Here is a 12,856-nt window from a genome sequence, read left to right on the forward strand (position 1 = left end):
GTATGTGAGAATATGCCTTTGGTATTTCTCCCTCTAAATATTCGCTGGAAAATATCTGAAAAAACATATAACCATCATGCTGAGACCTCGAAGTAGAAACTGCAAATTCTACACAAGTTTATTTGAATAGACAGGCAATCCTTTCCCATAAAATATCTACAGCTCAAATTTAACATATTTCTCCCTCTTCTAATTTTATTTATCCTTAATTTATAATACTTGAAATCTCAATACTACTAATAACTCTTTTTTGGGGAAGAGTATGAAACTTAAATCCATTAACCCTTATACGGAAAAAGTAAACTGGGCTTATGATTCCTTTTCTATTGGGGAATGCAGAGCCCGTATTGAGAAATCCAGAGCTGCTTTTTCGATATGGAGTTCACTGCCTGTAGAGGAAAAGGCGAAACATTTTAAAACTGCTGTCGAGATTCTTCGGGAGAGTACCGATACTTATGCTGAAATTATTACAAAAGAAATGGGGAAACCTGTAAGGCAGTCCAAGAACGAGGTTCAGAAATGCGCCCGGCTCTGTGATTATTATGCAGAGAACTCGACTGAACTCCTGAAAGACGAAATTGTGGATATCGGAACTGAGAAAAGTTATGTAACCTTTGAACCTCTTGGAGTGATTTTCGGGATCATGCCCTGGAATTTCCCTTTCTGGCAGGTTTTCAGGTTTGCAATACCTGCGATGTGTGCAGGAAATGTTTGTGTGTTCAAGCACGCCTCGAACGTGCCAAAATCGGCGCTGGAAATCGAAAATATCTTCCTTGAGGCCGGATTTCCTGAAAACGTTTTTAATACTCTGTTAATTGACTCCAAGACTGCCATGCAGATTCTTAAAGAAGAACTGGTGGACGGGGTTTCGTTTACAGGCAGCACAGGTGCAGGCTCGAAAATCGGGAAACTTGCAGGGAGAGGTATCAAACCTGTAGTACTGGAACTTGGAGGCTCGGACCCTTTCATAGTGCTTGAGGATGCTAACATCGAGAGGGCTGTTCAGGCAGCTGTAAAGTCCCGCTTTTTAAATGCCGGACAAAGTTGTACTGCTGCCAAACGATTGATTGTCGTAGAAGATGTTGTTGCGGATTTTATCGAGTCGTTTAAACTCAGGGTGCAGGAACTGAAAATAGGAGACCCTATGGATGAGGAAACCGATATTGGGCCTCTTGCAAAGAAGGAATTTCTCGAGAGTCTTAAGCGAGTACTAAAAGACGCAAAAAAGAAAGGTGCAAAACCTCACGTCTATGGAGAAGAACATAAAAAGGGTTTTTTCTTCATGCCGACCACCATTCCTGCAGCTAGTACGGATATGGAAGTATGCAGGACTGAGGTTTTCGGGCCAATTGCCCCGGTGATCACGGTAAAGGATGAGGATGAAGCCGTGGAGATTGCAAATTCCACTGAGTATGGGCTCGGGGCGAAAATCTGGTCAGGAAACCTGGATAGGGCTGAAAGACTGGCAAAAAGAATAAAATCCGGGTCTGTATCTATTAATGGAATGATCAAATCCGATCCGAGGCTTCCTTTTGGCGGGACCAAGAAATCCGGGGTGGGGCGAGAACTTTCACACTATGGGCTAAAGGAATTTGTGAATATAAAAACTGTTGTTGTTAACAGATAAACAGGGGCTTTAAGGCCCATATTGCTTAATATAATTATGATTCAATTTACGGGGGGAATATATTGTCCGAATTAGCTGAGCAGGATGTAATGTCCAGATTAACCAGGCTGGAACAGAAGATGAATGACCTGGATAGGAGTGCAGACGCCCTGATAGATGAACTGGAGAGTCTGGAAGCTGTAGCTAGAGAATTAAAGTTGACAGAATCGGTAAATAAATTTGATGAATATCTCGAAGAGGTAGGACAAATTAAAGAAGATTTAAGCTGCAAATTATCGGACGAGATCGAAAATGAACAAATGAGGGAACTGGTAGAGGCAAGGATGAAAACCGTACCCGTGGATATCGAAAATCTAAGAAACGAATATAATTCTGCTCGTGGTAAACTGGCAGAGATCAGAGAAGAGTTAAGAAAAAGCAGATTGAGTAAGCCTGACTAAGCATTTAGGTATTTAAGCGGTTGAATATTTTTTTATGCAAATAGTATAAACTTGACTCAATTCTTTATACCGGGACAATTGAAATCAGGATTTTTGCCAAAAGAACAAAAAACGAAAAAGCCTCTATACATTGATTTTAGCCTGGTGCTAGGCCATGACTAGAGGCTGCAGGACATAATTTTCAAGATAAAAAGGAAAGAAAGGATAAAAAGGAAAGAAAAATGAAATTATTTTTCATCAGGGTGACTTTTTTCGTCTCAACACCAGCAACGTAAGTGCTACAGTCACAGATGCAAATATCCAGAATATAACAGTAAATGGGTTTATTGCTTTTTTGAGCACATCTATTTTCTTTTCTAACCGTAGCGGGTTCACTTAGTCCAGCTCCACGAAATCTTTGGCTATGTAATTATATGCCTTAATTAGTATTAATATTGTTACCATTAGTAAGGGTAACAGATATTGATTTAGGTTTATTCGAGAATAGAGCTATTCGAAAAGTCAGTAAGCGGATGTTGTAATAATTATAATCAGTTTAAATATTCGTGCATTCATTCCGGCTTTACATCTTCTATATTTTCAAAATAACAGTAGATGACCACTTTTCGTACGGGCTCTAAGTCGCGGGGCGATTTTCTGTTTTTCATGAAATTTTCGGAGTTTATTAAAATTTTTATAAGAATTACTTCGGTTTAGTATGAAATGTCTATTTTTTGTATATGATGCCTCTGTTTAGTATGAAATATTCATGGTCTAGCAACAATATATATTTTTAGAGAAAGACAACTCAAATTTGAAGTAACGTACCGGTTAAATGAGCAACTTAATATAAATATCATATCATTTGAAATAATAATACTCATGTTACCATATAAAAATAATAAACTGTGATGGAATTCTGATAATAGGTATCCAGTGAAGAAATCATTTACTTTATGCATATTTTTCTTAATTATACTTTTCCAAACTCAATTGTTCTGTAGCAAATAAGAATTGAAAACCTGAGAAAACAGATATATTTATAGAGATCAGTTAAGCCGGAAGGACGAATAGATAGCCAGCTTAACGAAGTCACGCAAAAGCAAGCAGCTCACATTAAAACTTGGTTCACTTTCAAAGTTTAACTCAGTATAGTATTAATCATCTTTTAATCATCTTTTCAAGTCCAGTTCTATCAACTAAATCAATAAGATTCGCTTCAGCTAATTGTTTGGCAGAGTCGGTAAAATAACTATTTGTAACTACTATACCTTCGGTGCATTTGTAAAAACCTTTTGCAGCTACAACTTCCTGTACTGCACTGTTTGATACCTTACCCGAGTATCGTTTGACCTGAACAGCTATTCTCGTTTTTCCTTTTGACGTTAGAATAAGGTCTGCACCCTGATCACCTGAAAATGGAGTGTGATAGACTGAATATCCTAGCTGTTCGTAAACGTATTTCATAAATTCTTCAAATTTGTACCCATCCATTTCATCAATTTCGGCTAACGTGGGTAGTTCTAGTTTTGATGGTTTTTTAAAAATTTGCTTTACAAGCCTACACGGTAAGTGGATTAAGAAACTGAAAAATAACCACAATGATTTCAGTAAGTGGATTGAAAAACTAAACAGTTGCCATATTGCTTTCAGTAAGTAAATTGGGAGACTAAACAGTAACTTTATTGATTTTAGTAAAAGATATAACACAATTTTAAATGTTCCAGTAATAAAGTGATGTTGTTTTCTTTTTTTTCCTCTCTTTCCGATTTTCATCAATGTACTTCCTTCTGTTTTTAAGAGCCTGCCGAAAGTCTATGATGCATGTTGAAAAGTCACAATAAATCTATAATATAAGAGTATCCATTCCGGCTTTACATCCTACTATTGTAAAAGTTACAGTGGATAACCACTTTTCGGATAGACTCTAAATTACGGGACAATTTTTGGTTTTCGGAGAGGTCTCAAACTTTTTTAAAATTTTAGTGAAAATTTGTATTTATTTAGTATGACATTTGCATAGTGTGATACAGAAATACCTCTCTAACGAAAGGAAATCAAATCTGGGAGCAATTTACCAATTAAAAGAATAACTTAATATAAATATACTGTCGTTTGAAAAGACTGCTCCCAATGCTAAATTCAATTGTTCTGTGGCAAGTAAGAATTGAATACTTAAAAAAGCAGGTCGACTTGATTGACTATCTGTTTTTTGGTTCTGCCTTTGGTTATTCTTTTGGTTATGCTTTTGGTTATGCTTTTTTAAACTAGATCACTCCAGTAGATATCGAAATATAGGACATTTGATCGGTTACTGCATCATTCAAGACAAATGTTAAAAACTCAAATGTCAGCCTGTAAAAATCTGACCTCTACTTCCGACAACATCACAATCATAGGCATTGTTCAGGAAGACAATTCATATATCGAGTATTCTCCAGAGACTGGACTCGTCTGCGGTTTCGTTAAAGGTCATACAAAATATGATTTCAGGTGAGGATCTAACTTAGCAGAAACCTCGGTCCATAATTTGAAGCACATTGGAGGAGAAGAATAAGGTGAATTCTAAGTAAAACACCAAATCTGAAAAATTGATTTTAAGAAATCCCCTTGAAAAAGGGAATTTTTTAGATTTAACTCTTTAAAGTCGGAAGGAAAAAATAGACTCAGTACCAAAATCCAGTGATAAATGTAAAATTCAAAATCACTATATTTTGTAATTAGCCACAGTCCATGTGATATAACTCAGAGGTTGAAGTCTTAAGATGTCGAATATTGATTTTGATGAATACCGGATTCTTCTTGTTAATTAAGATTTTCAATCAAGAAATGCAAAAATCACTAGATTTTGGAACAGAGCCTATTCTACACTACTAAAAATGAAATTAGAATTTACTCAACGTTTAACCTTTTGAGTCGCCTGTCGCTGTATAGTACATTAGACTTTCAAATGTTTATTGATGTGCAAAATCATTTAAGGATACAACAAATGATTTTACCGCTAAAAAATCCATACGTGTAAAATTTAGAAAGAGGGAAGTTAACATTCCCTCCTGTTCAGGCTCAACTTCATCTTTTATCAATTTTATATGGATATATACTAAATCCAGAAACACAAAATAAACCGTGTTTTCTTCCCTATCAGTAGAGAGAAACCTTCGGTTCATTTTCCTTTTCTTCACCTTCCAGATAAGCCAAAAAAATCCAATATGGATTGAAAGAAATTTCCTACAGAAAATTCCCCTTTGACTGTCAATGAAAATTCAAGTTTACTCATTTTGATCTCCGTTGAAATAAAGTATTCACTAATCGATTCGTCAAGAACTCAAAAGAGAAAACAGATTTTATTGTATGCAATGTTAAGAGAAAACCTTAATAACCAAGCTGTACGTAATATATACTAGTTACTTACTAAGTTACTAAGTAAATAGAGTAACACTGCATACGACAAAAGATCTGCTTTCTTTTGTCTCACCGTTCTTGAAAGTAGCTATCATTATGTGGTAGTTTTGATAGCTACTCTTCACTATAATTTTCCTGTTTTTTGATATCTTCGTTGAAGCTACTTTGCGTTATTTTTCTAACCTTTTATAATATGTCGCCACAACATATAAAGTTAAGGAAAGCGAAGCGAGAGTATTTGCCCGATAGCGATTTTTTGAATAGAGTAATTTACACATTAAGTCTTTAGATTCCCTGAAATCTGAACAAGATTTTTTTCAGAATCAAAATGTAATTTCATCAAATGACTTTCACCACTAATACCAAATGCGCTAAAAAAATCAAATTGTGGGCGGCCACCTTAAAAAAGAAGGAATTATTTTGTTTCTGAAAGCAATTGTTGGATAGCTTGTAAAGGAGGGGTATTCGTGACCTTCTGTACTCTCTATGTAATAAATTCATTATCTATTGGGAAATTTGTAATCGGGAAATAAGTTTAAAAGTCAAGTTTTGTGAACCTAATTTGGAATCGCAGTATCAGTTACTTGCTATTTCCATTTTTTGGCTTATCACTTGAGAAAATTCTCATGGAAAAAAGTTGTATATTCCCTCACTCATTTTCCAGTAAAGCACTCCATTTCCCTCTTTCCATTCAATAAATATATAAGACTCCTCAAAGTATCTTTTATCCATGACCCTTGAGCCCGTGCATATGCATAAGATCTCGGAGCTTGCAAAAAAGATTGACTGCTCGTTTGAGTCTGAAGAGGTAAAAACGGCTTCGGATATCTATTCTCTGCTTGAGGAGCTGAGTCTCGATGGGAAGGTCATTCTTAAAGCTATAGGCAGGCTCTTTCGAGGTATTGTAAGGACTCAACTGATGGCGCAGGGCGAAGACCCGTATCCTCTTACTTATGCCTGCGATAGCGGAAGTACAAATCCAAGGACTTATGACAGCGGGCTTTTTGTAGATTTCTGCCACTGTGGGCTGGCTTCAACGCCTACTAATCTTGATATTCAGAGATTCAGAACAATCGTATGCGCCGCTTATTCTTCTTCTCAGAGAGTATCCATGCAGGCTAGTGCAAGCTGGGAAACCTTCGATGAAGGGTTTGGAAGGGCAAAACTGGTTACAATCGCGCCTGACGAGTTAAAAAGAAAAGCTTCTGACATGGTGCACAGTTTTGCCATGTACCTGGCAGAATCCGAACACATTCTTTTCATGAAAGACAGAATAAAGCCTGAGAGTTTTTTCATAATGGACGGGCCGATTTATCCAAAACAGCTAATGTACTGGATGGTGCTGGACGACGAGGACGTGAGAGTCCGACAGAACAACGATGCCCGAAAAATCCTCCAGAATTACATTGATATAATGGACCATTTCCTGAAAAACCGGCAGCCTGTAATTGGGTTTGTGAAAAATCCAATTGACATGCAGATTATGGACAGCGTCCGGAAAAAAGGAAACGCTTTCGACCTTCCCTGGATGCTGGATTCGCAGTTTTTCAAAAATCTGCTCTCCCTGGAAAAAGTTGACAACGCTTCAGGACATGGGGGACGAAATTCAAAAAACAATAGGAAGAACGGCAAGCACAACGGTTCCAAAAATGATTACATTACTTACACTAACTGGTTTTTGCAGCCCAACAGGTTTTACGAAAAATTGCTTAACGGAACTTCACCCCTTGCAGCCGCAGATCCTCTCCAGCAGGAACTCAGGCACGATTTCTCGCCTGAAGATTATGCTCTTTGTTTTTTCATGCTTTACGTACCCTACAAAGATGTGGTCTTCAAGGTCGAAGCTCCATATGGGCTTGTTAAAGACGAATTTCTCCGCATGCAAATGACCAAAAAAGTGCTCTTTGACCTTTCTTTGTATGGTTTTCCTCTTACCCTCACAAAAGCAGACCATCTGGCAAAAATCAGGAAAGTAGAGAGGGAAGAGATTGATAAATTCTTTGAAAATATGAATCCCGATACTACTTACAATGACACCCGGTGGAATAAGATTAATGAAATATGAAAATGTCGACATTTTTACTTTTAACTCTAAAAAACCAAAAAAGGAGCCAGCTCCTGTCAATTCAGGAACGGAAGAAAATGCAGGTTCAAAGGAAATCCCTGCTGAGCTAAGAAAGGAGAGTCTTGCTGAGTCAAGAAAGGAAAGTCTTGCTGAGCCAAGAAAAGAGAGTCTTGCTGAGCCAAGAAAGGAAAGTCTTGCTGAGCCAAGAAAAGAAAGTCCTGATGAGATCAATCCTGAAAACAAGAATATGAGCAAGACTGCAGATTCCGTTGAAGATGTTCCCGACCTGGTCACCTCTCATCAGGCTACCTCTATACTCACACCCGATACTGAGGAAATACTGCAAGCTTCATCATCTGATAATCTATGTAAAGATTGTCGGAATGATTTATCAGATCATATTTTAAAAACAGAATCCAAAATTGAATCTGATGTTCCTTCAAGCCCTGCAAAATCGATTTTTAAATCTTCCTCTCTGCCCAAAACTACTCCTGTATCTAAGCCTGTCTCTAAAAATGATTCTATATCTATTTCAGATCTATCTCTTGAATCCGAAGTTCTCGGGAGTTCCGGAAAGGAAGATTTCCCCTTTGAAGGCTTTGCCGGATGTGATGATAATGTCCTGAAGGCTTCTCCAGTTTCAGAAGCTTTCGGGATTGTCACTACAGGCATAGAGCCCCTTGAATTGACTCCTTCAGGAGCTGTAATCACCGGTTACATTACATCAGCTCGACGGGATGAGATAAGGCTGGGAACATATGTTGTTGTGCCTTACGAAAACGGAGAAAAACTCTTTGCCAGGGTGGGAAAACTCCAGTACAGGCAGGAGTTTGTGGTAGACGATGCAACTGAAATTCATTCAAGACGCATGCTCAGTGCCCGTGGAAACCCTGTAAATGAAGACGATTACAAGTTCCTTGCCTGCCTTGATCCGCTCTGTATTCTTTACCGAAAAGCCGAAGGCAAACTCACCCGGCGGATGGCAGACCGGATTCCTCACCCTAACACTCCTATCCTGCCTGTTACTGACAGGCTTGAAGTCCAGACAGGACTTAACATTCCTGAAAACGGAATCTTTCTCGGCCACCTGAGTGTAGGGGGCGAGCTTCTAAAAACCAATTCCGAGCCCGAAACGGTAGCATATTACCTGAGAAACGATTATTCCATGGGCGACCCCCTTATTTTCAGGCATATGCTTATTTGCGGGAGCACAGGAACAGGAAAAACGTTCCTCTCTAAGAATATCCTCCGCCAGTTCATGAATGAAAACAACAGGTACAGACTACGGGGTTCTCCTAGCAAAGCACGGAAAAATCCCTGCCTGGTAATTATGGACCCTCAGGACGAGTATTCCCAGTTTTTCGAGGACAACGAAAACCTCACTGAGGACGATAAATTCCGGTTTGAATCCGAAAATGTAACCTATGGCCGGGTTCTTTCTACAAAGGCTTTCGTGGCAAAAGTCGATGGGCAAAGATATCCTGGGGATAAATCCAGAGCCGAGCAGATTGAATTTACAATTCCTTTTTCACTTGTAGAACACAATTCCTGGCTTATTGCAGCAGCCGGAATGTCAGAACTCCAGTATATCGGGCTTGAAGTGCTTCTTGGAGATTTCTTCAAGTCAAGTGTACCCCATACTTACCAGAATTTCATCAACCATATTGAGAATGAAGGTACCCGTTCCTACTATGTTGACAGCGGGAAGCTGCATGAGTCCTCATACGATGGGATTGTAAGAAGAGTAAGAAGTCACTTTTTCTCAAAAGTCTTTGACCGGGATGCGACTTCAATTACTGACCTTGTGGATAAAATTTTTAAGCCAGGGCAGATTTCGGTTTTCCCGACTGAATATATAAGTGCTCCGAGAATCCGCGATCTCATAGTACTCACAATCATGAGCCTGATCGTGGACAACAAATTAAGTACGACGGGAAAGGAAGCAATTAAAGAAACTCCAATCATTCTTGCACTGGATGAGGCTCATCGGTATCTCTCAAATGCAAATGGGGAACACTCTCGCCTTATTATTTCACGTTTTGCAGATGCAGCTCGTCAGGGCCGAAAAGAAGGACTGGGCCTTTTCTTAATTACTCAGGACCCTCAGGATATCGATGATACGGTTTTCAAGCAGATAAATACGAAACTGATCCTTAACCTCAACAATGACGCAGCTATTACATCTCTAAAAGTTCCTAAAGAATATGAGCGGAGAATTCCTTATCTTAAAAAAGGACAGATGATAATTCATTCCCCGGATAACAGTGATATTGTGGAAATAATCGGGCTTTCAAATTGTGTAGTCCGGCATCGGTGATCATTATCAGGTTTGATGACCAACAAGTTTACTGAGGAAATTTCATCAGATTTGATGAACATCAGCAAGTTTACTGAGAAAGTTCTTCGGCTGTGCAGTACAGGATTCAGACATGATAAAAATCGACAGCATGAAAATTTGAAACATTATAAACTGAATGTGAATTAGGTTGCAAAGTAAGTTATTGAAAAAAAAGTGTAATAATCTGTTATAATCTATTTTATCCCAAAATTATTTTTCTCTTTTAATTTCTGATATCACAATGATCTATCGTATACTGATGACCACCATTTCACTTCAACTTCGAATTTGTTTCATATTACAGAATCATTCTACATTACCAAATGTAGCTGAAATTTATTCAACATTTAATCTTTTGAGTCATCTGCTGCTGTATCACGTATTGAACTTTCAAATGGTTTTGAATCTGCGAAATCATTTCAGGATAAAACACGAAATTTCGAGGAAGAGGCCTTCCTGCCTTCTTTGGTAAAAAGAGAAAAAAGAGAAAAAAAGAGAATAAAGAAAGCTGGAAATCCAGCCTTCATCTTCACGTTTATGAGGTGCTAAGGCCAAGAGCCTCTGCAACCAGCTCGATGATGTCTTCTACAACAATATCAGATTTGAGGGCATCACGACCATCCGAGAGGTTCCTCTTACAGAAGGGGCACGCACTCGAGAGGATATCCGCGTTGGTTTCAAGAGCATCCTTAACTCTGGCTTCTCCCATTGACAAAGCAAGATCAGGCATACCTGCTTTTACACCACCGCCAGCTCCACAACAACGCTGGAATTCCCTTGACCTGTCCATTTCAACGAACTTAACACCCGGAATATTGGAAAGCACAAACCTGGGAGCATTAAAGACGCCAACGTGACGGCCAAGGTGGCAGGGATCGTGGTAGGTAATCGTCTTGTTGATAGACTTTTCCCATTTAATTTTGTCCGCTTTTATCAGGTCTGCAAGGAACTGTGTAATGTGAACAACCTCAAAAGGCAGTTCTGTGCCAAGAAGCCTGGGCCAGTCGATCTTTGCAGCACGGAAACAGCCTGCACATGCAAACAAAACCTTTTTAGCACCTTTCTTCTGGAGTGCCTCTACATTGTGTCTTGCAAGTTCACGAGCCACATCGTTGACATGTATCTGGCCTGTCCTGATAAGGGCTGAGCCGCAACACCATTCCTCTTCACCAAGCATGGTAAACTTAATGCCCAGCTTGTTGAGCACACGTGATGTTGCAAAGGCCAAAGCGAGCTGATTGTACCCTGCAGTACAGCCAGTGAAATAGACAATGTCTGCTTTGTCTTCTATTTTCACATCTGGAGGAACCCAGGCAAGTCTGTCTTTCTGGTCCTTCATGTAAGGGTTATGGTACTGGCCAGTAAGTTTTGGGAACGCGCTCTGCTTCCCATAAGGACCTATACCTTTCGTTACAAGATTTGTCCTTATAGCTTCCCAGAGTTCCACAGTGTTAATACCTGCTTCACAAACTGTTGCACAGACACCACATGTGGTACAACCATGGACATCATCTTTAAATTCTTCAAGTTCTGACTGAGGAACTTCCTGTGGACCAAAGAGTTTTGCTTTAATTCCATAGGATTTGTTCATGTACTGCCTCCAGCGCAGGATCTTGTCTCTTGGAGCTAATCCTGGTTTCCCGCCGGAAGCGGCATAAGTCGGACACCATTTTACACACTCACCACAGCGAACACAGGCGTCAAGCTCCATGAGCTGGACTGCGGTAAGATTCTTCGTATCGATTGAAGGATCACGTTTTGCCATATTTTTATTCGCCTCCTTTGTTTGCAAGCAGTGCAAGCGGTATGGCGATTACATGAATATATTTACTGTATGGTATAAATGCGATACAGAAGATCAGGGAAAATACGGAATGGAAGAGAGCGGCCGGTGGTGCTACTGAGGGATCAAGCCCAAAGCTCCAGATAAAGCCTGTTCGAATTCCATCGGCGATAAAACCGGAAATAGTAACTAAGAAAACTATTCCGATCAAAACCCAATCATATGTGATGGAAGCTTCCCTGACTTCAGAGACAAACAGTCTTCTTACTAATGCTACAAGAACTCCGATAAGCAGGATATACCCGAAGATGTAATTCGGAATTGAGAGCATATCTCTAAACTCGGCGGGGGTGAACGGGAGTGCGATTCCGATCTTTTCGATCATTTCAACTGCAAACATCATCCCTGACAGAGCAAATAGGGTCATCCAGCCCCCAAAAATAAATAGGTGCATGACCCAGCGGAAAGGACTTCTCTTGAGAATTCTTCTCTGGAAGAGAATGTCAAGGATTAGAATCGACAGAATAGATTCTCCATGATGATGAGATTCTGCTGTTACCTGATTCCACCAAGTTTTTAAGAATGTGATTGCACTTCCTTTTTTTCCTTCCTGAGGCTCAAGAGCATAACCTGTGACTCCTGTCCCCCATTTCTGGAAGTCACTTATCAGACCATATAAGAAAATAACAAAAGCTATTGCGCTGAATATCATAATCTGGACAAACGTCATCCTTAATGCATCCGAAAGCCCAGAAAAATAAAGCATTTCACTAATAGTTTATTCCTCCTATGTATGGATCAAAAACTGGGAATTAATACTGCTTTTACAATTGTCATGTTACAGGACATCAATGATAGTAAAGACAGAATGATAGCCGTAGCGACTGTCTACATAAGGTTTGTATAGTCTTTTAGTCTTTGTATCTATTATATTTAAACATTATCTTTATTAAACAATAGATTAAAAAGCCCACTGAGTCGCAAAAATGAGTTGAGCGGAAGTAATCAAGCGAGAAAGAAAAAAGTGAAAGTATAAGAAATAATATTAAAATTATAATATATAGATTATATAAAGATTTTATAGAATTCTTCTGGACGGCAAAGTAAGAAATTAAGCGACAAAAAAGTAAAAAGTAAAAGTGCAGGAAAAGAGAAAGTAAAGTACAAACCTTTTCAAACAAGCTTTTTAAAAAAACTGCTTGTCCGCAACCCTTTTGAAAAA

Annotated in this window: 8 protein-coding genes; 4 read left to right on the top strand and 4 right to left on the bottom strand. The window is 39.0% G+C overall.

The genetic code is table 11. The annotated features are described in order from the left end of the window. The first annotated feature begins 262 nt into the window (after positions 1 to 262). Positions 263 to 1,627, top strand: a complete 1,365-nt coding sequence (locus A9239_RS01400; RefSeq protein WP_048121572.1) for an NAD-dependent succinate-semialdehyde dehydrogenase — start codon at positions 263 to 265, stop codon at positions 1,625 to 1,627. A 62-nt stretch (positions 1,628 to 1,689) separates the two neighbouring features. Next, entirely contained in the window at positions 1,690 to 2,067 is a 378-nt protein-coding gene (locus A9239_RS01405) for a hypothetical protein (protein ID WP_048121573.1), read from the top strand. Positions 2,068 to 3,207: 1,140 nt separating this feature from the next. Here the strand turns inward: A9239_RS01405 and A9239_RS20010 are convergent. Both A9239_RS20010 and A9239_RS01415 read right to left on the bottom strand, forming a co-directional pair. Next, complete coding sequence (locus A9239_RS20010) at positions 3,208 to 3,822, bottom strand: restriction endonuclease (RefSeq protein WP_230628930.1); 615 nt, start codon at positions 3,820 to 3,822, stop codon at positions 3,208 to 3,210. 1,178 nt (positions 3,823 to 5,000) lie between these two features. Beyond that, positions 5,001 to 5,213, bottom strand: a complete 213-nt coding sequence (locus tag A9239_RS01415; RefSeq protein WP_048121575.1) for a hypothetical protein — start codon at positions 5,211 to 5,213, stop codon at positions 5,001 to 5,003. A gap of 965 nt (positions 5,214 to 6,178) precedes the next feature. On the opposite strand from A9239_RS01415, the gene A9239_RS01420 reads away from it, so the two are divergent. Together A9239_RS01420 and A9239_RS01425 are read left to right on the top strand one after the other, a co-directional pair. Then, entirely contained in the window at positions 6,179 to 7,513 is a 1,335-nt protein-coding gene (locus tag A9239_RS01420) for a DNA double-strand break repair nuclease NurA (RefSeq protein ID WP_048121577.1), read from the top strand. A 529-nt stretch (positions 7,514 to 8,042) separates the two neighbouring features. Next, positions 8,043 to 9,830, top strand: coding sequence for an ATP-binding protein (locus A9239_RS01425; protein ID WP_369815385.1), 1,788 nt, complete (start codon positions 8,043 to 8,045; stop codon positions 9,828 to 9,830). 556 nt (positions 9,831 to 10,386) lie between these two features. Here the strand turns inward: A9239_RS01425 and hdrD are convergent. Then, positions 10,387 to 11,616 (bottom strand): dihydromethanophenazine:CoB--CoM heterodisulfide reductase subunit HdrD, encoded by a 1,230-nt coding sequence (gene hdrD, locus A9239_RS01430; RefSeq protein ID WP_048121581.1) that lies wholly within the window; start codon positions 11,614 to 11,616, stop codon positions 10,387 to 10,389. Between the two features lie 4 nt (positions 11,617 to 11,620). Continuing rightward, positions 11,621 to 12,400 carry a dihydromethanophenazine:CoB--CoM heterodisulfide reductase subunit HdrE gene (gene hdrE / locus A9239_RS01435; RefSeq protein ID WP_048121583.1) on the bottom strand — a complete coding sequence of 260 codons (780 nt, stop codon included), beginning with the start codon at positions 12,398 to 12,400 and terminating at the stop codon, positions 11,621 to 11,623. Between the last annotated feature and the right edge of the window lie 456 nt (positions 12,401 to 12,856).

The sequence above is a fragment of the Methanosarcina sp. A14 genome, from assembly GCF_001729375.1.
Lineage (GTDB): Archaea > Halobacteriota > Methanosarcinia > Methanosarcinales > Methanosarcinaceae > Methanosarcina > Methanosarcina barkeri.

What these genes read in the sequence shown, in the direction of transcription:
- A9239_RS01400 (WP_048121572.1), top strand. Translation starts at nt 263, where the DNA reads ATGAAACTTAAATCCATTAACCCTTATACGGAAAAAGTAAACTGGGCT.
- A9239_RS20010 (WP_230628930.1), bottom strand. Translation starts at nt 3,822, where the DNA reads ATGAAAATCGGAAAGAGAGGAAAAAAAAGAAAACAACATCACTTTATT.
- A9239_RS01415 (WP_048121575.1), bottom strand. Translation starts at nt 5,213, where the DNA reads ATGAACCGAAGGTTTCTCTCTACTGATAGGGAAGAAAACACGGTTTAT.
- A9239_RS01420 (WP_048121577.1), top strand. Translation starts at nt 6,179, where the DNA reads ATGACCCTTGAGCCCGTGCATATGCATAAGATCTCGGAGCTTGCAAAA.
- hdrD (WP_048121581.1), bottom strand. Translation starts at nt 11,616, where the DNA reads ATGGCAAAACGTGATCCTTCAATCGATACGAAGAATCTTACCGCAGTC.
- hdrE (WP_048121583.1), bottom strand. Translation starts at nt 12,400, where the DNA reads ATGCTTTATTTTTCTGGGCTTTCGGATGCATTAAGGATGACGTTTGTC.